The organism is Variovorax sp. 01N429 (assembly GCF_056399425.1).
This window is the reverse complement of record NZ_JBFTRG010000014.1, coordinates 1-25,329: the sequence shown is the minus strand read 5'-3', so window position 1 is coordinate 25,329 and position 25,329 is coordinate 1. Positions and strand designations below refer to the sequence as shown.

Sequence of the window (25,329 nt, the reverse complement as noted above, 5' to 3'; positions counted from 1 at the left end):
TATCGCGTCAGCCCTTTTCCTCGGCATCTTCGGCATCGTCGGATGTGGGGCTCGTCGGCTTCGGACTGAGTCGAGCCTCAGCGTCTTCGTCTCCGGCACGCGGGCCCTCCAGGGGCGTTTCGCCCTTCGCTGCCTGCAACTCGTTCGGGCTGTACTCGACATTCGGTCCCTCAGGAATTGCATCGGCCGCTTTCTTCAAGTCTTCGGGTGTCGGAGCCGGATGGTTGTTCGGGATGCTGTCAGTCATCGTGATTCCCTTCATGGATGGATGCATGTCTCAGGCGAGCCTCGGCAAGCCGGACGGCCGGCGCGCCGTCCTCAGCGTGATCGAATAGCGAAGCGCATCGGAGGCGACGACGGCGTGCTGCCATTCCCATCGCGCCGGGCCTCTCATGCAATAGATGGAGCGTGGCGCAAGGGTGACCCGAAGCCGCCCGCCGAGTGGATGGGATCGAGGCCGCGGCGGATAGCGACGGAACTCCATCTGGCCTTCGCCGCCGAGCGATATGCCCACGACATCCTCGAAGTCCGGCACGTCCCGATGCCAGCCCAGGGGCGTGCCGGGCCGGTACTCGGCAACCAAAGCGTGAACGAACCACTCGGCCCGACAACCCAGCCATGCCGCGGCCCGCGCCCTCAGCGGCAGCAACTCATCGGGCAGCGGCGGCGAGGGCTCCAGCCGGTTGGCATCGAAGTCGTAGTGGCCGCCGAAGCTGATGCCTCGCCGCCGTGCCACGAACTGCTTGTAGCGCATCGGCGCCAAAGGCAACTGCTGGATGAATGCGATCAACGACGCTTCCTCCCCAGGCTCGAGGAAGTCCGGCTCATAGCGCCAGCCTTCCGGCGCGCCGTCCTCGGGGCGGTCCTCGAAAAGACTGGCCTGGTTCGCAGTCAAGGGCATCGGCATTGACCAAGGATGCGCTCCGCAAGAAATGAATGTGTAGGGTTTTGGCCGATCTGTCGGCCCGACGTGCCCGCGACTCGGCCGGTCAGGCCTGCTTCATTGCCAGCCGGTCCAACCGGAGGCGCTGGCGCTCGTCCGTGATCGCGCGTGCAGCCAGGTAAACCGCCCCCGCAGCGGCCAGGGCGCCTGCGCCGGTGAGCAGGAAGAGCAGCAGGATCTGGTACTTGACGGCTTCGATGGGGTCCATGCCCGCGAGCAACTGACCCGTCATGATTCCCGGCAGCGTGATGATGCCGGCCGCCGACATCTGGTTGACGATCGGGATCATCGCTCGCCGGATCGACGATCTCAGCAGGTCGCGCAATGCCTGGTGGATGGAGGCGCCGAGCGCGAGTTGAGCCTCTATCGCAGGACGCCGGATCACGACGCCTTCCAGAAAGCTGTCGAGGCCGAGGCTTGCCGAATTGAGCACGCTGCCGAGCACGATGCCCATCAGCGGGATCGCGTAGCGGGGGTCGTACCACGGGTGCGGGCGGATTGCCGTCATGAGCGCCAGCGCGACCGTGGTGACGCTCGAAATGCCGACGACCGCGACACTGATACGGTGATTGCCCGCCGAACGAAGGCGCCGGGTCGGCCGCACAGCCACTTCGCGCGCGGCAGCGGCGATCATCAGAACGACGATCGCGAGCGTCACGGCCGGCGAGGCTGCCTTGAACACGGCGCGCAGCAGCAGTCCGACCAGCAGCAATTGCACGACCATGCGTGTCGCGGCCCAGAGGACCTGTCGGTGCAGGTCGAGATGCAGCAGCAGCGACGCCACCGCGCTGGCGAGTACCAGCGCCGCCGCCAGTGCAACGTCGAGCGCGCCGAGGTGTACGACGGTGTTCACAGTGCCTGCAAGCCTTCACGTGTCATCGCGTAGCGGCTCTGGCTCACGCGCGCCGCCTGCTGGGTCGAATGCGTCACCCAGATGATGGACAGCCCCTTGCGCAGGCGCGCCTTCAGCAGCGCTTCCATCGCCAAGGTGGACGCTTCGTCGAGCGATGCGGTAGGTTCGTCAAGGAGAAGAACAGCGGGCTTGCGCGAGAGCGAGCGCAACAGCGCCAGGCGCTGGCGCTCGCCGGTCGACAAGCGCGCGACCTCGGCATCGAGAATCGCCGCGGGCAGGTCGAGCAAGGGCAGGGCGGCCTCAACGGCCTCAACAGCTTCGATCGAGTCGGCAAGGAAGTGCGGGCGCACCGTCGGCTCCCACCACGCGGGCTCTGCCGCCTGATAGATGACCTGACGGCGCCACGCCACAGGGGGACACGCATCGCGCGGCCGGCCCTCCAGAGTCAGCGTGCCGCTGCCAGGGTCCAGGTCCGCGATCAGTCGGAGGAACAGGCTCTTGCCGACGCCGGACGGACCGACGATGCTTGCGCACTCGCCGTGTCCGAGATCGAAGTCGAACGGGCCTGCGTGGGCCGACCGCAGGCCGCGGATGCTCAACATGTCGGGTTTCCTTCAGTGAGGCTGGAGCAAGACGCCGGCAACCCATGCTGCCGATACTCGCCAGATCCGCCTGCACCGCCGATTGTGATTCCCCGCGGCAGAAACCGTCGCGCTGTCGAAGGCGCCGCAGTCTGCTAAGCCAGGTAGTAGCGATCGAGCAGGAGGCGAATCGTCTCGAAGGACGAGAACAGAAGCATCACGACGAGCAACGCCGCGCCGAGGGCATGCCGCCGCGGACGTTCCGGCGCCGCACCGGCGCCCACCGCGCAAGCCAGCACCATCGCACGCATCGTCATCGTGATGGTGTTGTTCAGCATCGTCATCCCTGCACCTCAAACTCGGCCCCGGGAGGCGCAGACTTTGCGACATTTCTACTTGGCCAAAACGCGACATTACTATTCAGCCGCTACATAGAATGATCACACAATTTATCTTATGTAAACTATAGGAGCTCGAGCGCCAAGCGAAAAGCAATAAACGCAGGAGGAGCGTGAAGTGGAAACTGCCTTGGTGGAAGGCATCGGACGGCAGGCTGTCAATGCGATGCGCCCTGCGGCAACGATGTGCGCGACGACCCGTCGCGCGGCCGTGCGAGCCCCGATGCCCGAGCAAGCGCAACCGCAGACTGGCGCCGGCCCCGTCATCCTGGATCACGATCCGAATCAGCGCATCAGAGAGCAGGAAGAGCGGAACATGGCGAAGCGAAAAGCCGAACTGCATGCGGAAGCGCGCGCGCGCTGGGAGTACGAGGAGCGCGTTCGAAATGCGCCGTTGACAGTCAAGCGCTGTGACCGTTTCGGCTGCCAGACCAACAAGGGCTATGCGCCACGCACCGACTGACTTGCCGGCTTGCCAAGCCCCAGCCGCTTGGCAAGCCGCGCAAGATTGCCGCGGTCCATGCCGAGTGTTCTGCCGGCCGCGGCCCAGTTGTGGTTGTTCTTCGCCAATGCAGAGGTCACCAGTTCACGCTCCAGGCGCATCACCGCATCGCGAAGGCCCTCGCCCTCGCGCAGTTTTGCCGACGCCGACGGTCCCTTCCGGGCGTCGTCGATCTCGAGGGGTTCGACGCCCATGCGTTCGCCCGCAAGATCGAGATCCGCCGACGTCAGGCTCAGGATGCGTGGCCGCTGCGGATGCCGCCCCATCGCCTTCAGCACGCTGCGGCCGAGCAGATGCTCCAGCTCGCGCACGTTTCCCGGCCAGTCATGGGCGAGCAGCGCGGCCTGCGCACTCGCATCGAGGCGCAAGCCGCTGAGCCCCAGGCGCGAGCGGTTCTCTTCGAGGAAGAAGCCGCTGAGCAGCAGCACGTCGCGTCCACGTTCGCGCAGCGGTGGCACCTGCAGCGGATACACGCTCAGGCGATGGTAGAAGTCCGCGCGCAAGCGCCCTGCCCGCACCTCATCGGCCAGATTGCGATTGCTTGCAGCGAGGAGCCGCACATCGACCCGGTGCTCGCGATCGGAACCGAGCCGCTGCAGCTGTCCGCTTTGCAGGACGCGCAACAGCTTGGCCTGCACCGGCAGCGCGAGTTCACCCACTTCATCGAGAAAGAGCGTGCCGCCGTCGGCCAATTCGAACTTGCCAGGACGCTCGCCGACGGCCCCGGTGAACGCCCCTTTCACATGCCCGAAGAGTTCGCTTTCGACCAATGTCTCGGGCAGCGCGGCGCAGTTCAGGCTGATCATGGGGCGCGTCGCCCGGGTCGAACCCGCATGCAGCGCTTCGGCGACCAATTCCTTGCCGACGCCCGTCTCTCCCTGGATCAGCACCGGCAGTTCGCTGCCGCTGACCAGGTCGATTTCCTTCTGGAGCTGCCTCATGGCGGGGCTGCGGCCAATGAGTTCGCGCGCGCGCGGAACCGCCGCCAGCCGATAGCCTTCAGCGCGAATGCTCTCATCGCGGACGCGGGACTTGAGTTGCTCGATGTGGCCCGCGACACTGACGGTTGCCGCGGCCAGGCTGCCAAAGGACTGCAGGACTTTCAGGTCGACCCGGGAGAACCGCTCCGGCGAGAGATCGTCCAGCGTCAGCAGGCCCCAGGTTCTGTCGTCGACGCGTACTGCGCAACCCACGCAATCGTGCACCGGCAGATGACCTTTGACGCCCTCGACCAGACCGTCGTAGGGGTCGGGCAGGTCGCTGTTCGCGGGAAATCGCAACGGGCCGTTCGCCTGGAGCAGCGCCGCGAACCGCGGATGTTCATCGACGCGGAATCGGCGGCCGAGCGTGTCCCTGCTGAGGCCGTCCACCGCCAGCGGCAGCAGCCATTCGCCGTCGAGTTGCAGCAGGGCCGCGGCATCGCAGGGCAGCACGACCCGTAAAGCCTCCAGCAAGCGCCGGTAGCGCTCGGCGCTGGGCATTTCGCGCGCAATATCGGCCACGAGCGGGATGATGGCCTGGAGCAAGGGGTGTGTTGTCATTTTGACTCAAAACGTGTCGGTTTGACGCCATCCTAGCCGCGTCAAAAAGACATCATAGCCACGCAAGTCTTTGATTCGTTTGAAGCGCGGGGCTGGAACGCCTTTTGCACCATTTGCATGCCAGAGGGGATCTACCATCCATCTCCCACCCATCTCCCACCCATCTCCCACCCATTTCCCATCACCGAAAGACTCTCCTATGCTTTCCGCCTCACACAAGGCCATCGTGACCGCCACTGTTCCCTTGCTCGAAACCGGTGGAGAAGCGCTGACGAAGCACTTCTATTCCATGCTCCTGAGCGAACATCCCGAAGTCCGCCCCCTTTTCAATCAGGCCCACCAATCCAATGGAGAGCAGCCCCGCGCGCTTGCCAACGGCGTGCTCATGTACGCGAAGAACATCGACAGGCTCGAAGCGCTGGGCGACCTGGCAGGCGAAATCGTGAACAAGCACGTCGCGTTGCAGGTACTGCCGGAGCACTATCCGATCGTCGGCGCCTGCCTGCTGCGGGCCATTCGCGAAGTGCTGGGTGCCGAGGTCGCGACGGACGAGGTCATCGACGCTTGGGCTGCCGCCTACGGGCAACTGGCCGACATACTGATCGGCGCTGAAAAGCAGATCTATGACAGCAAGGCCGCGGCGCCCGGCGGCTGGCGCGGTGAGCGCCAGTTCACCGTCGTGCGCAAGGAAGTCGAAAGCGACGAGATCACGTCCTTCTACTTCGCGCCGATCGACGGCAAGCCCGTGCTCGACTTCCAGCCGGGCCAGTACATCACGCTGCGTCTGCGCTTCGAGGGGCAGGACATCCGCCGCAACTACTCGCTTTCGGCCGCGCCGAATGGTCGCACCTATCGCATCAGCGTGAAGCGGGAAGCCGGTGGTCTCGCTTCCAACTACTTGCATGACCACGTGCAGGTGGGCAGCGCGCTCGATCTGTTCCCGCCCTCTGGTGCGTTCACGCTCCAGGAAAGCGACCGGCCGGTGGTCCTGATCAGCGGCGGCGTGGGCATCACGCCAACGCTGGCGATGCTCGAGGCCGCGTTGAAGACTTCGCGCGTGGTGCACTTCATTCATTTCGCGCGCACTCGCAGCGTGCACGCGTTTCGCGATGCCATCGAGGCGCTGGCGCACAAGCATCCGCAGCTGATGCGCTTCTATTGCTATGACGAGGCCCCCGAGCCGTCGAGCGTCGGCAATGAACCCCACGCCGTCGGCCGGATCGACGCGGACAAGCTCGCCAAGTGGCTGCCGCCCGGGACGCGCAACGTCGATGCGTACTTCCTCGGTCCGAAGCCGTTCATGCAGCAAGCGAAGAAGGCGCTGCGGACCTTGGGCGTTCCGGACAAGCAAGTTCGCTACGAGTTCTTCGGGCCCGCTTCGGCACTGGAATGAAATCGGGGGCCAGGGCCACGTGAGCAGTCTTGCGGCTCAGGCCCTCGCCATGCGCGCATAGCGACTGATCCACTTCAACGCGACCTCCTCCGCGAGGCGCTCGGCTGCGGCCTCGGCAACGCGGAGCTCGTCGGCCAGGCACTTGACGCGGCGGCGGGCAGCGAGATGAACGCTGCCGCCGGCGTAGTCGGGGCCCAGGGCTGCAAGCACATCTTTGGCGCGGGCCAGTTCCGCACGAATGACGTTGATGGGGCGAAGATCGTGTTCCATGTCGCTCTCCTACTTAGTCCTTGTCTGGCACTGGGTTGCAGGAAGCTCGAAATGGGTTCTGCTTGATTGGCAGAAACGCTATATTTCTTCACCGCAACCGCCACGGCATCCGCCCGCATGGACAAAGACGAGCTCAACCAGTTGCTGGTACGCATCGGCCGCGAAGACCAGGCAGCGTTTCGTCAGCTCTACAAGGCGTTCAGCCGCAAGGTGTACGCCTATGTCTTCAACATGCTGGGTGACCACGCGCGGGCCGAGGAAGTCCTCGCGGACTCTTTCTACGAGGTGTGGCGGCACCCCGAACGCTTTCGCGGCGATTCGCAGTTTTCCACTTGGCTCATCGGCATCGCGCGCAGGAAGGCGCTGATGGTGTACCGCGCGCGCCGGCCCGACGAGGTGCATGGAGACCTCGACGACATCGCCGAAACCACCGCCTCCGACGCACCCGACGCCTACGCCGAACTGGCGGGAAAGCAACGGCGCGAAGGCGTCCAGCATTGCATGGACAAGCTGTCGGACGAGCACCGCGAATGCCTGCACCTGGTGTTCTACGAGGGCATGGGCCTGGCCGAGGTGGCCGAGGTGCAAGGCTGTCCCGAGGGCACCGTCAAGACCCGCCTGTTCCACGCCCGCCAGAAGATGAAGAATTGCCTGCAGGCGCTGCTGCGCAGTGAGGGCGGTGCCCCCGGCGCCAGAGGCGCTCTCGCGTCCTGAGAAATGAATTTGAACCTTCCCGCGGGCTCGCGCAACTCAAGGCGGACACGGGCATGTCCCGTGCACGAAGATCGCGTTTCGGTGCGGTCGGCCGCGCAAGTCGATATTGTGTAAGCGCGCGGCATTCGGGAGCACCCTCATCATGAAAGAACGCTTCGAAGAACTGCTCCCCTGGTATGCCAACGGCTCGCTGGGAGCCGATGACCGTGCCTGGGTCGACGCATACATCGAACAGCATCCCGAGGCTCGCAGCGAGCTGGAGTGGTACCAGTCGTTGCAGGCGCGCGTGCAGGAAAACGTCCCACCCGTGCCGGCAACCATCGGCCTGGCTCGCACCATGCGCCTGATCCAGGGCGACCGTCCGACGCTGGCGGAGCGCTTCAGCGCCTTTTTCGGGAACCTGGGCATGCGCCCGAGCTATGCGCTGGGCGCGCTGGCAGTCATTGCAGTGCAAGGCGGCCTCATCGCGGCGCTGCTGGGCGATGCGCGTGAAAGCGCCGACGAAATCCGCGCGCTGAACTCGGTTCGCGTCGAAGAAGGCCCGATGCTGAAGGTCAGCTTTGCGCCGGACGCGAAGGAATCCGACATCCGAATGCTGATGGTCCGGATCCATGCCGAACTGGCTGGCGGGCCCGGGCAGCTCGGCGACTACTACCTGCGCGTGCCGTCCGGCAGCGAAGCGGCGGCGCTTGCACAGGTGCAGGCCGCTCCGATCGTGCAGGCCGCAGCGCTCGCACCGGGCGTGCCACCCAGGGAGTAGTCCCATGGCCACACTGCTGACCCGCCGACTGCTGCTGCGCGGCGCATTGGGTGCCGCAGCCCTGCCCTTCGGTGCCGCCATGGCCGCCGCCGAGTTGAAGGACGTCAAGGCGCCCGGGTCCCGCATTGCACTGGTGATCGGCAACGGCGCCTACCGCAGTGCGCCCCTGAAGAACCCGCCGGCCGATGCGATGGCCGTCGCGAACGCGTTGCGCGGCCTTGGCTACGAGGTGACCCTGCGCCAGAACACGCGGCTGCCGGACCTGATCGAATCCCTGCGCGAGTTCTCGATCCGGGCGCCCAAGGCAGCGGTTCGCGTGCTGTTCTATGCAGGCCACGGAGTCCAGGTGAAGGGGCGCAACTATCTGGTGCCGATCGATGCCGATCCGCAATCCGAAGAAGACATACAGCGGCAAAGCGCGGACGTCGGCGAGTTCGTCGACCGGCTCAGCGCCATCGGCACCGGCGCCAACATCGTGGTGCTCGATGCCTGCCGCGTGAACCCCTTTGCCGGCGGTGTCATCGTCGGTCCGGACGGGCGGCGCCTCAAATTCCGCGGCGCGACTCCGGGTGGCCTGGCGACGCTCGATGCGCCGGTGGGCACGCTGGTGGCCTTCTCGACGGCGCCCAACGGCGTGGCACTTGACAGCGCCAACAGCGACCACAGCGTCTACGCACGCCACCTGCTGGCGAACATGTCCATGCCGGGGCTGCAGATCGAGCAGCTCTTCAAGCGCGTGCGAATCGGCGTCGCAGAAGACACCGGCCGCGTGCAGGTGCCCTGGGAATCGTCGAGCCTGACCGCCGACTTCTGCTTCAAGTCGGACGACAAGGGGCGCTGCGGCAGTTGAGCCGGGCCGCTCAGGCGTGGTCGTCGATGAAGCGTTCGAGCTCGCGCGCGAAGCGCAGCGGCTCGCTGACGTGCGGCGAGTGGCCGGCGCGCGGGTAGACCGAAATCTGCGCATGCTTGACCGTGTCGCGATACCAGCCATCGAGCGGCACACCGGCGTAGTGCGGACTGCGCGCCCCCAGCACAACCAGCAGCGGGGTGTCCAGGCGCGCCAGCGAAGCGCGGAAGTCCGCCATGGCCATCGATTCGGCGAGATCGAGCAACGGCCGCACGTCGATGCGCCCCAGGCGCTGGCGCAGCATGCGTCCGAGCGGCGCTTCGACATCCAACCGGCGCTGCAACCAGGCACCTCCGAGCGCGCCGACCTCGTTCAACAGCATGCCGGCCAGGTCCTGGCGCGCGCCAGCGATCATTGCGGACAGCATTGACGCGCTGCAGCCGCCGAACAGCCCCAGCCGCCAGCCGTCGTCCGTCACGATGCGCGGCGACTGATCGACCAGTGCCACGGCAGCCACTCGCTCCGTGCCATGCTGATGCAGGTATTGCATCAACGTCAGCGCACCCATCGAATGCCCCACGAGGATCGAGCGCTGCAGCCCGAAGTGGTCGAGTGCCTCGGCCAGATCGTTCGCCAGCCGAGCCAGCGTGATGCTGCCACTGGCCGCCCGGCAACTGCCATGGCCCCGGGCGTCCCACGCGAGAACGCAATGGCGCCGCGCCAGCCGCCTGGCGACTGGCATCCAGTCGCGGTGGGTGCATCCGAATCCATGCACCAGCACCAGCGGGGATCCGCGCCCCAGCACGCACACCGGAACCACATGGCCATCGCTGGCGGTGAAGCTGTCGTAGTCGCTCGCACCCGTCGAGCCGAGACCCATCAACCCCAGGTTGCGCAAAACGTCGAAGGCACCGCGCACGCCCGTCAGGCGTGCGGGCTTCGCAGGCGGATCAGGCGGCGCGCTGTCGGGCATCGCGAACGATCCTACGCCTGCACGACGCCCGCCGTTCACCGGAAATTTGTTTGAACCGATTGACCGGCGGCCGCAACCCATGGGCGGGAAGGCAAGCAATTCGGCAAGCCCGACCTCAATCCCTGTCATCAATCCCTAGGAGATCGTCATGCAAGTCGTTCGCAAAGCATCCATCCTCATCGCCCTCGGTTTCGCCTTCGGTGGCGCAATGGCCGGCGAGATCGCCAACACCACGGTGCAATCCACCAACGCCAACAACAACTCGTCGGGCTTCCTGGCCACGGCCCGCCAGAACATTGGTGTCTCCGAGCAAAACTCGAAGATCTCCAACAGCACGGTGACGGTCAACGGCGCCAACAACTCCGCCTCCGGCTTCCTCTCGACGGCAACGCAAAACGTCGGCCACGCCGAAGGCAAGGGCCAGATCACCAACACCAACATTCAGGGCACGAACCTGAACAACTCTGCTTCCGGCTTCCTCAGCACCGCCACGCAGGAAGTGGGCTTTGCCAAGGGCAATGGCGTGGTGAGCAACTCCGTCGTGCGAGCCACCAACGCCAGCAACAGCGCCAGCGGCTTCCTGTCCACGGCCTCGCAGCAGATCGGCGGCGCACAAGGCAACGGCAAGCTGACCAACGCGACGGTCATCGCCAACGGTTCGAACAACAGCGCCAGCGGCTTCCTGTCAACCGCCGCCCAAAGCATCGGCGTCGCCAAGTAAGCAGTGCCGCGTTTTCGCCCCTGATCCGCCAGCGCCTGTGGCGCTGGCGGTCTTCCAGCAAGGAGACCCCTCATGAATGCCATCCTCGTTCGCGCCACCCGCATCGCCGTTGTCGCCATCACGCTGGGCGCATGCGCCAGCGCATTCGCGGGGCAGGAGCTGCTGGAGGTCGATTCGCGGTTCCGCGCAAAGATCGCCAAGGAAAAGATCCGCATCAGCGCACAGGAGCGCAAGGCTGAAGAGCAAGGGAGGACCCAGGACCAGATCCAGAACCAGGGCACCTGCGGGAGCCAGAACATCGGCAATCTCGACACCGGCGGGCGCATCGGAACCGCCCCGCGCGAAGTGTTCGTGTTTGCGCCCAATGCCATCAACATCGTCGGCCGCGGCGGTTGCCAGTGACCTGAAATCCACCCCACGGAGATGTCATGAAACCGCCCCGCATCGCGCGCTTCCTGGCGCTCACCGCACTTGCAGCACTCGCGGGCTGCCAGACGCTGGAGGTCAAGCAGCCCACCATCGAACAGACCGCAGAGATCCGCGTCGGCCCCGAGCAACGCCCACAGCGCTCGATCACGGGCTTTTCGCCGGCGCTGCGCTGCATGGACACGCTGATGCTCGACTACGGCGTGCATGACGTGACGATGCTGACCGAAGAGATCAACGACGAAACGAAGAAGCTCAACGCCGGAACGCGCGACATGCTGATTTCGGCGGTGTCGGACATGTCGCGCCGCAGCCGTGCGGTGCGCCTGGTGGCCTTCGGCAAGGACACGCTGAACGTCGTCAGCTTCCTGTCGGCGGCGCAGACCACGGCGGTCTACCAGGCGATTCCGCGCTACGACATCAAGGGGTCCGTGTCGCAGTTCGACGAGAACCTGATCAAGAACCAGAAGGACCTCGGCTTCGGCTTCTTTCCTTACCTCAACCTGGGTAGCGCAAACGACGCATCCACCAGCATGCTGGGGCTCGACCTGAGCGTGCTGACAACCAGCGACATGGGCGTGCTGCCGGGCGTCACGTCACGCAACTCCGTGGTGATCATGAAGCAGGGCAAGGGTATCGACGGCGATGCCGCATATCACAAGTTCGGCATCAACTACAGCATGAACCTTGCCCGCTCCGAAGGCCAGTCGCAGGCGCTGCGCGGGCTGGTTGAACTCGCGGTGGTGGAGCTCATCGGCAAGCTGACGAAGACCCCCTACTGGACCTGCCTGGGCGTTTCCGATCCGAAAGCGAATGAAGAGACGCGCCTGGAGATGCTCGATTGGTACAGCGCGATGGCCTCGACGCGCGTCGAGCTGATTGCCTACTTCCAGAACCAGCTGCGCCAGCGCGGGTTCTACGACGGACCGATCGACGGCGAATTCAATCCTGCGATGGACGAGGCGATTTCCAACTATCGCGAGCAGCTCGGCCTCAGCCGCGCGGCATTGCTCGACGAGAAGTTCTTCAGCGCCTTCCTCGCTGCGGACCACAGCAAGATCAAGCGACCGGCGCAACCGGCACGCTACGTTCCGCCCGGCTCGCTCGCCACGTCGGCTGGATCGCCCACAGCGGCGGCTCCCGGCCCTTCGGCAACGCCACTGAAGCTGGCAGTCTCGGCCCCCAACCAGCAGACGCGGTTTGCCCGCGGGGAGTCGATCAACCTCTCCCTTGCGCCTTCGCAGGATGCGCATGTCTACTGCTACCTCCGCGACGAGGACGCGAAGGTGGTGCGCTTCTTCCCCAACCGATTCACGCAGGACTCCCGCGTTGCAGCGGCCAAGCCGATCACGCTGCCCGGCGCGATGCGCTTCCAGCTCTCGATGAACACGAAGGGCGTGCCCGAGACCGTGACCTGCTTCGCAACGCCGAGCGATGTGATGGCTTCGCTGCCGCAATCGTTGGTCGGCATCGACTTCGAACCCTTGCCCGGCGTGACGCTCGAGATGATCCGCGCCGCCTTCGACAAAGCCAGCGGCGGCATGCTCGCCCAGGAGAACTTCCGTGTCCAAGCCAAGTGATCTCATTCCCGATGGCCTGAAGCGGCGCGGCGCCCGCTTGGCAGTGGTCTCCCTGGTGGCGCTTGCTGCCGTGACCGGCCTGCTCCAGTTGCCCCGCGGCGCCACCGCAGGCGTGGCTGCCATCGGCGCTGACGACCGCGTCGCAGTCCAGGGCCCACCTGCGCAGCCCCTACAGCCTTCACCCAGCGGGCGCGCACCGGCCACCTACCAACTGCGCTGCTGGCAGAACGGCCGGCTGCTGTTCGAAGAGGGGCCGGTCACCCTCGGCGCCGATGCACGGCAAGGTGCACGCATGGTGGCGACCGACCGCCGTGGCGGGTCCTTGATCGTCACTGCCGATCTCGGCGGCACCACTTGCCTGGCCCGCCCTGCCCCGCCCCCGCCCAGCCTCGCGCTGCCGCGCTGAGAGCGCCTTCGCCCCTTCGCCACCCTCCGGAGTTCGCCATGAACTGGTTCGAACAAGTGTTTCCGAGTCCCTCCTGGATCCGCGCTGCAGCCTGCGCCGCGCTGCTTTCAGCTGCGCCGTTCACACCCGCACGGGCCGCGACGGAACCGCGCAACGTCGCCGGCTTCGACGAAGTGGTGTCCACCGTGTCGGCCGAAATCAACGTCGAACAGGGACCGCGCGAATCACTGACCCTGGAGGCCGAACCTGCGGTGCTGAGCAAGATCACGACCGAGGTGCATGGCCGGCGACTCATCATCGGCCTTGCACCCGGCAAGGTCGAGACGCAGCAGCCCATTCGGATGAAGCTCGGCGTCCAGAAGCTGCGAGCCATCGATTCGCGCGCGATCAGCGCCATCACCATCGGACCGCTGCACAGCGACACGCTCGCGCTGGTGCTTGCAGGCGGCGGCTCCATCCGTGTCGACCGCCTGGAAGACGCGCGCAATCTCGACGTGCGGATCACCGGAGCCGGGGATGTCGCGGTCGGCGGCGGCAAGGTGGCGGCGCAGCAGGTTGCCATCACCGGCATCGGCAGCTATTCGGCGCCCAAGCTCGCCAGCGAGCGTGCGGAGGTCGCCATCGACGGCAACGGCGAAGCGCAGCTCGCCGCGCGCAATGCGCTGGCGGTGCGCATCGGCGGTGTAGGCCACGTGCGCTATCACGGCGACCCCGTGGTGACACGCTCGATCAGCGGCATCGGCAGCGTCGATAAAGATTGAACCGGGCCAGCGGCACGCGCAACCCATGGGCATCAACCCCACCGCCCAAGGAGCCCTCAAATGATCCGCTACCTCAGCACTCTCGCACTGGCCCTCGCCGCCGCCGTTGCAATGATCGCCCCCGCCGCGAGGGCCGAGAAGGTGATGATTTATCACGAAGGCCAGCTTGTGGTTCCGCAGGACGTGGCGGACGTGCTGAACCGGTCGATCCGCTTGCTCGACGAGCCGCCGGCAGCCCAAGCCCAAACCCAAGCCCAAGCCCAAGCCCGCCCCCAAGCACCCGCCGCAGCACCGGCCAAGGTCACAGCAATGGCGGCGGGCTCTCGCGTGAACGCATCGGCGCGTCCCTCGGAAACCGCCCGTGTTGCGCGCAATGACGCCAACGCCAATGCCTCCGCGCTCTCATTGCCGGTGCGCTTCGGCTTCGATTCCGCCGAGATTCTCCCGGCCGCGCGCACCCAGCTGAACGCGCTCGCCAAGGGCATCGAGCTGATGGCGCCCGGAAGCAAGGTCACCATCGAAGGCCACACCGACGCCGCCGGCGATCCGGCCTACAACCTCGAGTTGTCGCGCAACCGAGCCCGCGCCGTGCGCGACTATCTCGTGCACCACGGCATCGACGCCGCACGCCTGAAGACAGTCGGCTACGGCGAAGACCGCCCGCTCCAGGACACCGACCCCTACGCCGCCATCAACCGCCGCGTGCAATTCCGGGGCGCCTGAGCAGTCCTTGCCGAGCGGGCGCAGGTCCCTCCGCCCTCCCCGCTCTCCCCTTGTGCCGCCGCAGCGCTCAACCGAGAATGGCGTGCGACCGCCAGTGGAGTCCCCCAAGTCCGCAGCATTCATTCTCAGCGCCGTCACCATGATTCGCCGTCGCCTGCTCTCCTGCCTTGGCTTCGGTCTCATTCCTGTGTGGTGGAGCCGGGCCGACGTTGCGCAGGCCCAGGCGCAAGCGCAGCGGTCCGCGGTCGAATCGCCGGGGCAACGCCGTATCGCGCTGGTCATCGGCAACGGGCGCTACCCCGAACTCCCACTGAACAATCCCGAGCATGACGCGCGGCTGGTCGCGCAGACACTGCGCGGCCTCAATTTCGAGGTGGGTGAATATCTCAATCTCAACGCGCGCGAATTCAAGCGTGTGCTGCGCGAATTCGGGCGCCGCATGGACGACGACCAAGTCGCCTCGGTCTTCTATTACGCGGGCCACGGCGTGCAGATCGGGGGCCGCAACTTCCTGCTGCCGGTCGACATCGCCTTGCGCGACGAGGCTGAAGTGCGCGACGAAGCCATCGACTTGCAGGAAGCACTGCTCACGCATGTCGATCGGGTGCGGGCGCGCGCGCGCATCTTCATCATCGACGCTTGCCGCAACGACCCGTTCGCGTCGCGTGCTGGCGCTTCGCGAAACGCCAATGGGCTGGCCGAGATGGCGGCGCCGGGGGCGCTCATCGCCTTCTCCGCCGCGCCCGGTCGTGTCGCCGAGGACGGTCCGGTCGGCGGCAACAGCATCTACACGCGCTACCTCGCCACCGAGATGCACACGCCGGGCGTCGACGTCGAGGAAATGATGAAGACCGTGCGCATCAAGGTGCTGCGCGATACCGCGGAGCGCCAGATCCCATGGGTCAACACCTCGATGGTCGTGAACTTCATGTTCAACCCCGGCCCCGCGCCCACACTCGCCGGACCGAAGCGCAGTTTGCAGCTGCTCGTGCAGGCCCAGCGCAGCCTGAACACCGACGCGCGCGATGCATCGGCCTCGCTGGCGGTGCGCGTCTATGTGCTGAGCGATGCGAGCGAATTCGAGAAGGCGAGCTTCGACAGCCTCTATGACGATGACGAAGGCACGCTCGGATCGAACATGCTCGCGCGCCAGAGCCTCTTTCTGCGCCCCGGCGAGGCGCGGGAACTGGACCTCGAGCTGCGCGGCGACGCACGTGCCGTCGCGGTGTTCGGTGCGTTTCGCGAGATCGAGAGTTCGCAGTGGCGGGCGGTCCTGCCCTTGCCCGGTGGATCGCTGGCGCGCGCGCGCCTTGACGCGCAGGCCCGCCGGCTGCAGTTGGGATGGGCCAAATGACGCGAACGGATTCCCAAGCCGTCGACGAGCCGAGTGCCGCTCGCGCACTGCGCGTGGAGGCGCTCCCGCTCGTCGCCCTGCTGTCGCGCTTGCGCGACTCGGCGCCGGTCGACCCGGCCGAGCTGCGCCGAACGCTCGCTGCCGCGGTCGCCCATTTCGAAGCCAACGCACGCGTTGCGGGAGTCGACGAGCCCAGCGTCGCAGCGGCAAGCTATGTGCTGTGCGCCTGGGCGGACGAACAGTTGGGCGCCACGCCCTCGGGCACGCGGGCCGCCGGACTCCTGCAGCGTTTCCATGGCGAGGCCGACGGGAGCGGCAAGCTCTTGCGCCTGCTGTCGCGGCTCGCGGAAAGGCCGCGCGAGCATCGCGCCCTGCTCGAACTCTTCCATACCTGCCTCAGTCTCGGCCTGCGCGCGGGCCTGTCGCCCGGCAGCCGCGACCACGAGACCTTGCGCGCACGCGTGCATCTCGCGCTGGAGCAGGCGTCTGCTACCCCGGCGTTGGTGGCGCCGTGGCACTGCGCGCCCGCCGCGGCCAGCCCGCCGCGTGCGTCGCGCATCGCATTGCCTGCGGTCCTGCTCCTGGGCGTGCTGGCCATGGGCATCTACACCGCAAGCCAACTGCAGCTTGCAGCGCGCGTCGACGGGGTGCTGGCGTCCTTGCAGCGGCTCGTACCGGCGCAGGCGCCCGGAATGCAAGCAGCCGTGAGCGCAATGCCGGTGCCTCCGCGGCTGGCCTCGAGCCTGCGTGAAGACATCGATGCAGGCCGGCTGTCCGTGCGCGACGAAGCGCTGCGCAGCGTGGTGGTGATCGGCGCCGATGCGCTCGGCGACGCCACTGGCGCCTTGACGCGCGTGGGTGCAGCGTTGAAGAAGGTGCCGGGCAAGGTGCTCGTCGTCGGCTATACCGACGGCAGCGATCCCCCGACTGCGCGCACGCCTTCGGCTTGGCATCAGGCGATGGAATGGGCCCGCGGTGCGGCCGATGCCTTGCGGCCGCAACTCGGCAGTGAGCGGCTGGCCGTCGAGGCGCGTGTCGATCCCACGGCCGGCGCGCCGCTGCGGCGCGTCGAGATCGTTTTGTTTCCGCAATGACGGTCTCGCCACGCATCGTCCAGCGCGCCGTCAACCTCGGCGCGGCGGCTGTCCTGGTGTGGTTTGCGGCACCACTGGTGGCCTTTGGCAACTGGCAGCCATTCGACAGCATCCGCGCGCGCGTGGCCTTGCTGGTGCTGGTCTCGCTCGTATTGGCCGGCCTGTATGGGCTGCGCTTATTGTGGGCGCGTCGGCGCAACGACAGGCTCCTGAAGAGCCTCGAAGCGGGCGATGCCACCGTCGAGCTGAGCCAGCGTTTTCGCGAGGCGCTTGCGATGTTGCGGCAAGGCGTCGACGCACAAGGCGCACATCGATGGTGGCAGCGTCGGCGACAGGTGCAGCAGTTGCCCTGGTACCTGATCATCGGCGCGCCCGGCGGCGGCAAGACCACCGCGCTCCTGCATTCGGGCCTGCGCTTTCCGCTTGCAGAAAAGCTCGGACGCGACCCGCTCGCAGGCATCGGCGGCACGCGCCAGTGCGACTGGTGGTTCAGCGAGGACGCTGTCTTCATCGACACCGCCGGGCGCTACACCACGCAGGACAGCGACGCCACGGCCGACGCCGGCGAATGGCAGCAGTTCCTCGCGCTCCTGCGGCGCCACAGGCCCGTGCAGCCGATCAACGGCGTGATCGTCAGCGTCAGCGTGCCCGACCTGCTGCAAGGCGGCGCGGAACTCGCGCGCCAGTCGGCGGCGGTCGCGGCGCGCCTCGCAGAGTTGCGCCGGGAGCTCGGTCTCTCCTTTCCGATCTACCTGCTGGTCACCAAGGCCGACCTGCTTGCCGGCTTCGTCGAAACCTTCGGTGATCTCGACGTCGCGCAACGCGAGCAGCTCTGGGGACTGGTGTTCGATGCCGACGTGGCGGGCATCCCGGCCGACCTTGGAGCACGCCTGGACGACCTCGGGCACCGCCTGGCGCAGCGCAGTCCCGCGTTGCTGCAGCAGGAACGCATGCCGCAGCGGCGCCTGCCGATCTACGCGTTCGCGGCGCAGTTCAAGGCCCTGCTCGCGCCGCTCGAAGCATTCGTGCGTGACGCCTTCGGCGACATCGCCGCCGCACCGGCGCAACGCCTGCGCTCGATCGCACTGACGAGTGGCACGCAGGAGGGCAACCCGATCGACCGGGTCATCGGCGAACTCGCGCGCAGCCACGGCCTCGCGCTGAAGCCGCTGCCACGCCCGGATGCCGGCGGCAAATCGTTCTTCCTGACTGCGCTGCTCAAGCGCCTGGTGATCGTCGAAGCGCCGCTGGCAGGCCAGCGCTTGCAGCGGCTGCAATGGCGTCGGCGCATCGGCATCGCCGGCGCGGCCCTGGCGGGTGCCGCGCTGCTCGCCGTGTCCGGCCTTTGGTGGCAGAGCTATCTGCGCAACCTCGACTACATCGAAGCCGTGCGCACACGCGTCGAGCGGTTGACGCGGCGCATCGGCCCGCTGGAATCGGCAAGTCTGGAGCAAGTGTTGCCGCTCTATTCGATGCTCGAGCATCTGGCCTCGAACGACGGCATCGATCCCGATCAACCGCCTGCAGGCTTCGGCTTCGGGCTCTTTCAGGGACCACGGCTGGCGCGCTCGGCCGAACAGGTCTACCGCGAGATGCTCGACCGGAGCCTCGCGCCGCTGCTCGTCGAACGATTGCATCGCGACCTGCGCCAGGCCGAGGACGGCGCGACCCGCTACGACGCGCTGCGTACTTCGTTGATGCTCGCCAATCCGCCACGCCTGGTCCGCAGCGAGTTGCGCGGCTGGGTCGAACAGACGCTGGCACAGGCCAGCGGCGCGGGTGAGCACGGCGAGGTGGCGCGCCATGCCGAGAATTTGCTCGAACGCAATGGGCTGCCCGAGGCGATGCGCCCCGACGATGACGGCGTACGCATCGCGCGCGGCGCCCTCGCGGCGCTCCCGGTGGCGCAGCGGGTCCACGAGCACTTGCTGCGACACGTTCCCGATCCCGAACCGCCCCAGGATCTGCCGACGCGGCTTGGCGCGGCCAGCGCGCTTCTGTTCGCGGCCTCGAGCGCCGGGACGATGCCGGCGCATTCGAGCGCCAGCGACTGGCGGCGCAATCTGGCGCCTGCCCTCGAATCCTCCATGGACGACCTCGCGAGTGAAGCGGATTGGGTGCTCGGCGACAGCGGCGGCGATGTACGACGCCTGCAGAAAGACCGCGCATGGCGCGATGAAATCGCCACCCAGGTCGGCCGACGCCAGGCCGAACGGGTGATCGCCACATGGTCGCGCCAACTCGATGCCTTGGCGTTGGCGCCCGACAGCGATGCAATCGACGCATCCCGACAGGCGTCCGAGCTCACGGCACCCGATTCACCGCTGCGCCGCCTGCTGACAAGGCTCGCGGACGATTTCAGCGCCACCTCGCAGGGCAACAGCGCGGCCGAGATTGCCTTCGACACCGCACTGCGGGCGCGCTTCGGTTCTCTCGGCGACTACGCGGCAGGGCCGGGCCCGCAAGCGCTCGACAGGCTCCAGGCCCTCGCCGCAGGCGGGCGCGGCCAGACTGAAAGTGCCAAGCTCGATGCGCTCTTGCGCACCGAGGCGGCCGAAGCGCCGGCGGCTCTGCGAAGGCTCTACCTGGATCTCGGGACACTGATCCGCTCGCGCGGCGGTGCGAAGCAGAGCTTCGACGCCGCGCTGATCGAACTCTCGCAAGCCTGCAGCACGTTGACGCGCGAGCGCTTTCCGTTCAGCACCACGGCGACACGGGACATGGCGCCCTCCGACTTTGCACGCCTGTTCGGCCCGGGTGGCCTGTTCGACGACTTCCGGCGCAATCAATTGAAGGAGTTGAAAGGGCGCGGCGCAGGCGCCAATGCGAACAATTCGGATGCATTCGAGCGGGCAGCGGCAATCGGCAGCCTGTTCTTTCCCCAAGGCGCGCCGCTGCCTGAACTCAGGCTGCGCCTGACGCCGCAGCGCATGGATGCCGAACTGCTGCAGTTCAGCATCGACGTCGACGGCCAGCTCCTGCGCTTCGAGAACGGCCCGCGACGCGCCAAGGAATTGGTCTGGCCGGGACCGGCTTCGACGCAAAAGGTCCTGATGCGCGTGCTGCCACCCGGGCCAAGCGGGGTTGCCGCCGAAGTCCACGAAGGTCCGTTCGCCTGGGTCCGGGTATTGCTGCGCGGCGACTGGAAAGGCGAGCACGGCGGGCCGGCGCGGCTGACATTCGTCGTCGATACGCGCGCGCTCGAAGTCGAGGCAAGCGCGGCGGGAACGCCCGGCTCCGACATCTGGACCCTCCGGGAGCTGGCACGTTTTCGTTGCCCGCAGGCCTCGTGGTGAACATGGTGAAGAACATGGCCAGATCGCTGTCGCGTCGCGTCTCCTGGTATGGAAAGTTGCCCGCGCGCGGCGACTTCGTGGGCCGTGGCCTCCCTGCGCGTTGGCGCAATGAGTGGGATGGCTGGCTGCAGGCTGGTATCGCCCTCGCCGCCACGCACGTCGACGCCGCCACGCTGCGTGATCGTCTGGGCAGCTTTGCGCCGTGGCGATACCTGGCGCATCCGATGCCCGGCGAATTCTGGTGCGGCATCATCACGGCGTCACGCGATCGGGTCGGACGCGTGTTTCCGATGACGCTGGTGGAACGACTCGACGCGCCGTCTTCATCCGAAGAAAGCGCCGCACGGCTGGCGTCGCTCCTTGACGCCATCGCAGAAGGACCGGAAGCGCTGGAGGCTGCGATCGCCGTCTTGCCGCCGCGTCCCGAGAAGGCATCCGGACCCACACGGGAGTGGCCTCCGGAGCCTGCCAGCCTCTGGTGGCCGCTCACCGCTGCAGATGATGCCGTTGCACGGCCATCAGCCTGGCCGCCGGAACCCGCACTCCTGCTTGAACTGCTCGACCTTCAACCCGCCTCGCACCAGATCGCGAGCGCCGAATAGTTGTCCTGGTCGATGCGATCGGCTCGCCGCACACCCGCTTCGAGGCGGTCGAGCCACGCCTGGATGCCGCTGCAGCCATCGAGGCTGCGCTCCATCGCCAGATCGTCGAAGACCGACCAGAGGCCATCGCTGCACAGCAGGAGCGCATCGCGCGACGCCAGCACCTGCGGCGTCTCCAGGACCTCGACATCGAAGCCTTCGCGCGAGCCGAGTGCCGAAGTCAGCTGGCCCGGGGCGGCATCGCTCGCGTTCAATCCCGCATCCCAGAGGCTCTGCGCGAGGCTTTGATCGCGCGTGCGTCCGAGCAACCGGGCATCGTGCCAACGGTACAGGCGCGAGTCGCCGGCATGCGCCCAGATGGCGGCGCCGCTGCGCAGGTCGACCAGGAGCACGACGATGGTGGTGCGCATGTCCGCTGTCATGGTGCCCGCAACCTGCTGCGCGAGCACCGCGTCGTTGGCGCCCTGAACGAGCCGTTTCAGTGCGCCCGGGCTGACTTCGGGGCGCAGGGCGAAGGCCTCGAGCACATGCGTCACGGCCGCGCGCGACGCCGTCTGCCCGCCGCCGTGGCCACCTGCGCCGTCGCACAGCGTAGCGATGAGGGAGTCGGCGCCCTGCCAATAGCCGAAGGCGTCTTCGTTGCACCCGCGCCGGCCCGTTTGCGACAGCGCAGCGACCGAGACGTTCAACGCACGCTGTGCCATGGCGACTCCGGTGGTGGCGCGTCGGCGTCGCCGCGCGACTGGGCTTCATAGGCACGCAGGAATTCGCGCCCGAAGATGGCCTCGAAGTCGTCGTCCAGGTGTTCGAGCAGATGGGCGTGCTGCAGCCGATGGCGCTCCCACAAGGCGGCCGCGCGACGCTTGGGAAGACGCGAAAGAATGTCGCGCGGCGGCCCCTCCGCGTTCTCGGCGGCTTCAGGGCCCAGGCGGGAGAAAAGCTCGAACACCGCGGCGCGCATGCCGGCGACCATGGCGACCTGGTGCACCAGGAGATCGCGGTTCGCATCGCGCAATGCCGCCACCGGGCCGAGAAAGCCGGGGCTCGGTACGCGCTGCAACATTCGGGTCAACGCTTCGGTGGCGTCCGGCGAGAACTTGAGCGGGTTGTTGTGACGCGGCGCGATCACCGTGCCTTCGGCGCGCATGTGGCGTTTGGCGACCGAACGGCTTTTCAGCAAGGCGAGCGTTCCTTCGGCGGTCGCGCGCAGCAGCGCGCCGAGGTGCTCCATCAACTCCGGCGTCAACGGCGGCACCTGGGGGCCGGTCAGTTCGGCGCCACGACAGAACGCGGCAGCAAGCTCGGTCAGGTCCGGCGACCCGGCTTCCGCGGCCGCAGCCGAGCTCGATGGAACAGACTCCGGCGTCATCGATCCGGTCGCGGACGCGGCAGCGGCCGCCGGCGGCTCGGCTGAAGCGCTGTGGACCATCGGCGTGCCGGTTCGCACGACCAGGAGGTCGGTCTTCCACGACACCACGGCGCTTGCGCTTGCGCTCGCCGGTGTCACTTCTTCCGGCGGGTCCAGTGCGGGAGCAAGCCCCGGCGCCAGCGCGGGAAGAGGCGATTGAGCGGCAAGCGGATCGTGCGCGCCGTCCAGATCGAACCAGCGATCCAGCCTCGCGCGCGGCGGTTCCGGCGCCGCAACGCACTCGACGGCCACTTCGAACGCGCCGATGCGCAGGCAGTCGCCGACGGCAAGGACCCGCTGGTCACCCGGGGCGAGCTGCGCGTCGTTGACCCACAAAGGCGTGGTGCTGCTGATGCAGCGCACGAGCGCGTCCTGGCCGAGCATGGCCACCTCCGCGTGCTGGCGCGACACCCTTCGCAACGGATCCGCCAGCACGAGGTCGCAATCGGGCGATCGGCCGATGACGAGGCCCTGCGGCGGCAGCGCGAGCGCCGTCGCGTCGGGCTCGCTGGTCCCGGGGCGGCGCATGACGTGCAGCGCGATCAAGTGCGGCTCCGTCCGCATTCAGCCCAGCGCGCGCCACAGGTCGGCCTGCACACGGCGGGCATCGATCGTTGGCGTGAGCTGTTCCATCACGCTGGCAACGAACTGCTCGCGCGTGTTCGAGGTCGCCGCACAGCGCTTGGCAACGACGCGCGCAATCGGCCCGAGTGAGGAAAGCAGCGCGGCGGCTGCCTTTTCCACGTCGCCTTCACGCATCGGAGAGCCATTGAGCATCGTGCCGCGGGTTTGCGGGGCTTGGGAGCCGGAGGCTCCTGAAGAGACCGCACCATGCGTCGGCAGCGCGCCGGCCTTGGCGAGGAAGCGCTCTCGCGCTTCGATGTCGACGATGGCACTCGCGACGGCATGGCGCACTTCCGCCAGCGTGGACAACCCACGCGCGGCGCGACGCACCAGCACGCGCGCGACTGCGCCCACATGCTGGGCGAGTTCGCGTTCGACCTCGGCCAGCGCGGCGCTGTCCCATCCGGTCGGCGTGGGAATCGAAGGGGGGCTGCTACCCGGCAGCGACTTCGCGGCGGCTTGGGGAACCCGCGCAGAGTCGGGCACCGTTGGCACGATGGGCGGATACGCATCGGGACCCTCCGGCCGGTCCCGCAGCGTCGGGCTCTCCCTGATGTCCTCCAGAAGAGGCGACATCAGGATCTGCGCCGGGAGCACTTCAGGCAGCGTCTCGGTGGCGAGCGCATGCAGCGCCGTTCGCATGGCCATCGCGGTCGCAAAGCGCTGCGCCGGGTCCTTCGCCAGTGCCAGGTCGAGCACCGCATCGAATGGCTTGTGTGCGGGGTTGTTCGTCAGCTCGCTGAGCGGCTTGTGCGGCTCGTAGACGATCTTGTACATGATGGCGTCGTCCGTGCCGACGAAGGGCGTGGTCCCGCTCAGCATCCGGTAGAGCAGCACGCCCGCCGAGAAGACATCGACGCGGCGATCGATCTCCCGGTCGGTGTATTGCTCGGGCGCGATGTAGCCCGGTGAGCCGACGATCGAACTGGCGCGGGTCAGGTTCGACGTTTCGGTCCGCGCGATTCCAAAATCGGTGATCTTGAGGCGGCCATCGTCGGCAATCAGCAGATTCGCCGGCTTGATGTCCCGGTGCACGATGCCGCGCTCATGCGCATAGTGCAGGCCGTCGAGCAGTTGCGTCATCACGCACAGCACTTGCGGCACGTCGAGCTTGCGCGGCGCCTGCAGGTAGTCGCGCAGGTTGCGTCCGGCAACGTACTCCATGACGATATAGGCGAAGTCCTCGTCTTCGCCGAACTGGTAGATCGACACGATGTTGCGGTGAGTCAGCCGTCCGGCCGCCTTGGCTTCGACCCGGAAGCGCGCCGCGACGCTCATGTCGTCGCTTGAATCGAGCAGGCGGCGGTGGATCGTCTTCACGGCCACCTCGCGGTCGATCCCCGGATCGTGCGCGAGGTAGACGATGCCCATCGCGCCCGAGCCGATCACCCCGCGAATGGGGTACGGACCGACATGCGTGGGCGTCGACATAGGGATGCGTGCTTCAGGTGTCGATCATCTTGATGGCCTGGTCGAGGCTGCGTCGCATACGGGTGAACGAATGCGCCAGCGTCCCGATCTCGTCGCGGCCACGGGTGTCGAACTCCGGCACGTCGGGCTCGCCCAGGCTGACGCGGTTCGCCACCTTCGAGAGCGCCACCACGGGCCGGATCACGAGCAGGTAGAGCATCAGGTTCAGCACGATGCCAATGGCCACGAAGATGCCGATGAGTGAAGCCATGAAGACCTTGAAGGTCTGCTCGGCGCGCGCCAGCGGCACCGACATGGGCACCGAGACGACCTGCGCGCCGATCACCTCGTTCATCTGCCAGCCGAAGCCGTTGGCCGGGCCGTACTTGTCGATCACCGTGTGCGGCGCGGCTTCGACCGTGCTGTGGCATGCCAGGCAGGCGGCGTTCGTGATGCGGATCGGGCGTGCAATGTAGAGCGTCCGCCCGGTGCCCGATTCGCGCTCGCCGACGAACTCCTTCTGGTCTGCCTGGCTCCGAAAGCGATTCACGATGTCGGCTTCCCAGTCCACCGCACGATCGCGCGGATTGGTCGGATTCAGGGTCGCTTCCTTGTAGGTGTAGTCGGCAAAGCTCTTGGACAGCGTCGCCAGCACTTCGGTGGCCGAATACGCGGGCACGGTCTGGGGCAGGAAGGTGTACTTCATCTGCGTTTCGAGCAACGGCCGGATCTGGTCGTTGGTGTAGGCGCGAATCGCCAGCGCCTTTTCCATGGTCAGGCGCGACTGGTTCAGCACTTCCTGCTTGGCATTGCTTTGCAGCAGGTCATACGAAATCTTCCCGGTGCCCAAGACGCCGGCCACGAAGACCACCAGGAAGATCAGGTTGAACTTGAATAGAAGGCGCATGGGAGTCTCCAGTCCTGGCTGTCGTTCGTCGCTGAGTTGCGCTACGACGGGGTCCGGTTCACTGAGATTTGCCGCCGCCCCGCCCGGCGCTCGTGTCCGAGGCTGCCGGCGCGGGTCCGGGTGCCGGCGTCAACCTGAGCGCCGCTGCGGGTGCGGACGCGGGTGCGGGTGCGGGTGCCGCCGAAGCCGAGCCAGCAGCGGCAGCGGCAGCGGCAGCGGCGGCGGCAGCCGCGCGTTTGGCG

27 protein-coding genes are annotated in these 25,329 nt (G+C 67.1%); 15 read left to right on the top strand and 12 right to left on the bottom strand.

Annotated elements, in window-relative coordinates:
- Nucleotides 1-7: 7 nt before the first annotated feature.
- The 5 genes from AC1DSF_RS22250 to AC1DSF_RS22230 form a co-directional block, all read right to left on the bottom strand.
- On the bottom strand, nucleotides 8-247 hold the full coding sequence (locus AC1DSF_RS22250; RefSeq protein ID WP_478127844.1) for a hypothetical protein: 240 nt from the start codon (nucleotides 245-247) through the stop codon (nucleotides 8-10).
- A 30-nt stretch (nucleotides 248-277) separates the two neighbouring features.
- Complete coding sequence (locus AC1DSF_RS22245; RefSeq protein WP_478183444.1) at nucleotides 278-901, bottom strand: alpha-ketoglutarate-dependent dioxygenase AlkB; 624 nt, start codon at nucleotides 899-901, stop codon at nucleotides 278-280.
- Nucleotides 902-989: 88 nt separating this feature from the next.
- Complete coding sequence (locus AC1DSF_RS22240; protein ID WP_478183443.1) at nucleotides 990-1,796, bottom strand: ABC transporter permease; 807 nt, start codon at nucleotides 1,794-1,796, stop codon at nucleotides 990-992.
- Complete coding sequence (locus tag AC1DSF_RS22235) at nucleotides 1,793-2,398, bottom strand: ABC transporter ATP-binding protein (RefSeq protein ID WP_478183442.1); 606 nt, start codon at nucleotides 2,396-2,398, stop codon at nucleotides 1,793-1,795. Before AC1DSF_RS22235 ends, AC1DSF_RS22240 begins: the two co-directional genes overlap by 4 nt.
- A gap of 134 nt (nucleotides 2,399-2,532) precedes the next feature.
- Nucleotides 2,533-2,721, bottom strand: coding sequence for a hypothetical protein (locus AC1DSF_RS22230; protein ID WP_478127848.1), 189 nt, complete (start codon nucleotides 2,719-2,721; stop codon nucleotides 2,533-2,535).
- Between the two features lie 172 nt (nucleotides 2,722-2,893).
- On the opposite strand from AC1DSF_RS22230, the gene AC1DSF_RS22225 reads away from it, so the two are divergent.
- Entirely contained in the window at nucleotides 2,894-3,238 is a 345-nt protein-coding gene (locus tag AC1DSF_RS22225) for a hypothetical protein (protein ID WP_478183441.1), read from the top strand.
- On the opposite strand, the gene norR is transcribed toward AC1DSF_RS22225, so the two are convergent.
- Complete coding sequence (gene norR / locus AC1DSF_RS22220; protein WP_478183440.1) at nucleotides 3,217-4,818, bottom strand: nitric oxide reductase transcriptional regulator NorR; 1,602 nt, start codon at nucleotides 4,816-4,818, stop codon at nucleotides 3,217-3,219. The two genes, AC1DSF_RS22225 and norR, sit on opposite strands and share 22 nt — an antisense overlap.
- 199 nt (nucleotides 4,819-5,017) lie before the next feature.
- On the opposite strand from norR, the gene hmpA reads away from it, so the two are divergent.
- Complete coding sequence (gene hmpA, locus AC1DSF_RS22215; RefSeq protein ID WP_478127851.1) at nucleotides 5,018-6,211, top strand: NO-inducible flavohemoprotein; 1,194 nt, start codon at nucleotides 5,018-5,020, stop codon at nucleotides 6,209-6,211.
- Nucleotides 6,212-6,247: 36 nt separating this feature from the next.
- Here hmpA and AC1DSF_RS22210 read toward each other — a convergent pair whose 3' ends face one another.
- A complete protein-coding gene (locus tag AC1DSF_RS22210; RefSeq protein ID WP_478127852.1) occupies nucleotides 6,248-6,481 on the bottom strand; it encodes a hypothetical protein in 234 nt (77 codons plus the stop codon).
- A gap of 117 nt (nucleotides 6,482-6,598) precedes the next feature.
- Here AC1DSF_RS22210 and AC1DSF_RS22205 point away from each other — a divergent pair, with 117 nt between their 5' ends.
- The 3 genes from AC1DSF_RS22205 (at nucleotide 6,599) to AC1DSF_RS22195 (ending at nucleotide 8,805) form a co-directional block, all read left to right on the top strand.
- The gene (locus tag AC1DSF_RS22205; RefSeq protein WP_478127853.1) at nucleotides 6,599-7,195 is read left to right on the top strand and encodes an RNA polymerase sigma factor; all 597 of its coding nucleotides are present in this window, start codon (nucleotides 6,599-6,601) and stop codon (nucleotides 7,193-7,195) included.
- 142 nt (nucleotides 7,196-7,337) lie between these two features.
- Nucleotides 7,338-7,955, top strand: coding sequence for an anti-sigma factor family protein (locus tag AC1DSF_RS22200; RefSeq protein ID WP_478127854.1), 618 nt, complete (start codon nucleotides 7,338-7,340; stop codon nucleotides 7,953-7,955).
- A gap of 4 nt (nucleotides 7,956-7,959) precedes the next feature.
- Entirely contained in the window at nucleotides 7,960-8,805 is an 846-nt protein-coding gene (locus AC1DSF_RS22195) for a caspase family protein (protein ID WP_478127855.1), read from the top strand.
- Nucleotides 8,806-8,815: 10 nt separating this feature from the next.
- On the opposite strand, the gene AC1DSF_RS22190 is transcribed toward AC1DSF_RS22195, so the two are convergent.
- Entirely contained in the window at nucleotides 8,816-9,775 is a 960-nt protein-coding gene (locus AC1DSF_RS22190) for an alpha/beta fold hydrolase (protein WP_478183439.1), read from the bottom strand.
- 148 nt (nucleotides 9,776-9,923) lie between these two features.
- On the opposite strand from AC1DSF_RS22190, the gene AC1DSF_RS22185 reads away from it, so the two are divergent.
- The 10 genes from AC1DSF_RS22185 (at nucleotide 9,924) to tagF (ending at nucleotide 20,738) form a co-directional block, all read left to right on the top strand.
- Nucleotides 9,924-10,496, top strand: a complete 573-nt coding sequence (locus AC1DSF_RS22185) for a hypothetical protein (RefSeq protein WP_478183438.1) — start codon at nucleotides 9,924-9,926, stop codon at nucleotides 10,494-10,496.
- Nucleotides 10,497-10,568: 72 nt separating this feature from the next.
- Entirely contained in the window at nucleotides 10,569-10,898 is a 330-nt protein-coding gene (locus AC1DSF_RS22180) for a hypothetical protein (protein WP_478127858.1), read from the top strand.
- Nucleotides 10,899-10,924: 26 nt separating this feature from the next.
- Entirely contained in the window at nucleotides 10,925-12,502 is a 1,578-nt protein-coding gene (locus tag AC1DSF_RS22175) for a DUF4384 domain-containing protein (RefSeq protein ID WP_478127859.1), read from the top strand.
- Nucleotides 12,486-12,908: a hypothetical protein gene (locus AC1DSF_RS22170; protein WP_478127860.1), complete on the top strand. Its 423-nt coding sequence runs from the start codon at nucleotides 12,486-12,488 to the stop codon at nucleotides 12,906-12,908. The genes AC1DSF_RS22175 and AC1DSF_RS22170 overlap by 17 nt, the downstream gene beginning before the upstream one ends.
- 38 nt (nucleotides 12,909-12,946) lie before the next feature.
- A complete protein-coding gene (locus tag AC1DSF_RS22165) occupies nucleotides 12,947-13,669 on the top strand; it encodes a GIN domain-containing protein (RefSeq protein WP_478127861.1) in 723 nt (240 codons plus the stop codon).
- 60 nt (nucleotides 13,670-13,729) lie between these two features.
- Nucleotides 13,730-14,392, top strand: coding sequence for an OmpA family protein (locus AC1DSF_RS22160; protein ID WP_478183437.1), 663 nt, complete (start codon nucleotides 13,730-13,732; stop codon nucleotides 14,390-14,392).
- Nucleotides 14,393-14,531: 139 nt separating this feature from the next.
- Nucleotides 14,532-15,746 (top strand): type VI secretion system lipoprotein TssJ, encoded by a 1,215-nt coding sequence (tssJ, locus tag AC1DSF_RS22155; protein ID WP_478183436.1) that lies wholly within the window; start codon nucleotides 14,532-14,534, stop codon nucleotides 15,744-15,746.
- Entirely contained in the window at nucleotides 15,743-16,840 is a 1,098-nt protein-coding gene (locus AC1DSF_RS22150; protein ID WP_478127864.1) for a DotU/TssL family secretion system protein, read from the top strand. The genes tssJ and AC1DSF_RS22150 overlap by 4 nt, the downstream gene beginning before the upstream one ends.
- Complete coding sequence (tssM, locus tag AC1DSF_RS22145) at nucleotides 16,837-20,136, top strand: type VI secretion system membrane subunit TssM (RefSeq protein ID WP_478127865.1); 3,300 nt, start codon at nucleotides 16,837-16,839, stop codon at nucleotides 20,134-20,136. The genes AC1DSF_RS22150 and tssM overlap by 4 nt, the downstream gene beginning before the upstream one ends.
- Nucleotides 20,137-20,150: 14 nt before the next feature.
- Entirely contained in the window at nucleotides 20,151-20,738 is a 588-nt protein-coding gene (gene tagF / locus AC1DSF_RS22140) for a type VI secretion system-associated protein TagF (RefSeq protein ID WP_478127866.1), read from the top strand.
- On the opposite strand, the gene AC1DSF_RS22135 is transcribed toward tagF, so the two are convergent.
- From AC1DSF_RS22135 to AC1DSF_RS22120, 4 genes are read right to left on the bottom strand one after another with little or no spacing between them, the layout of a single operon-like run.
- The gene (locus AC1DSF_RS22135) at nucleotides 20,702-21,442 is read right to left on the bottom strand and encodes a PP2C family protein-serine/threonine phosphatase (protein WP_478127867.1); all 741 of its coding nucleotides are present in this window, start codon (nucleotides 21,440-21,442) and stop codon (nucleotides 20,702-20,704) included. The genes tagF and AC1DSF_RS22135 overlap by 37 nt on opposite strands.
- Nucleotides 21,424-22,692, bottom strand: coding sequence for a type VI secretion system-associated FHA domain protein TagH (gene tagH, locus AC1DSF_RS22130; protein ID WP_478127868.1), 1,269 nt, complete (start codon nucleotides 22,690-22,692; stop codon nucleotides 21,424-21,426). The genes AC1DSF_RS22135 and tagH overlap by 19 nt, the downstream gene beginning before the upstream one ends.
- 18 nt (nucleotides 22,693-22,710) lie before the next feature.
- Nucleotides 22,711-24,201, bottom strand: coding sequence for a serine/threonine-protein kinase (locus AC1DSF_RS22125; RefSeq protein ID WP_478127869.1), 1,491 nt, complete (start codon nucleotides 24,199-24,201; stop codon nucleotides 22,711-22,713).
- A gap of 13 nt (nucleotides 24,202-24,214) precedes the next feature.
- On the bottom strand, nucleotides 24,215-25,087 hold the full coding sequence (locus AC1DSF_RS22120; protein ID WP_478127870.1) for a Tll0287-like domain-containing protein: 873 nt from the start codon (nucleotides 25,085-25,087) through the stop codon (nucleotides 24,215-24,217).
- Between the last annotated feature and the right edge of the window lie 242 nt (nucleotides 25,088-25,329).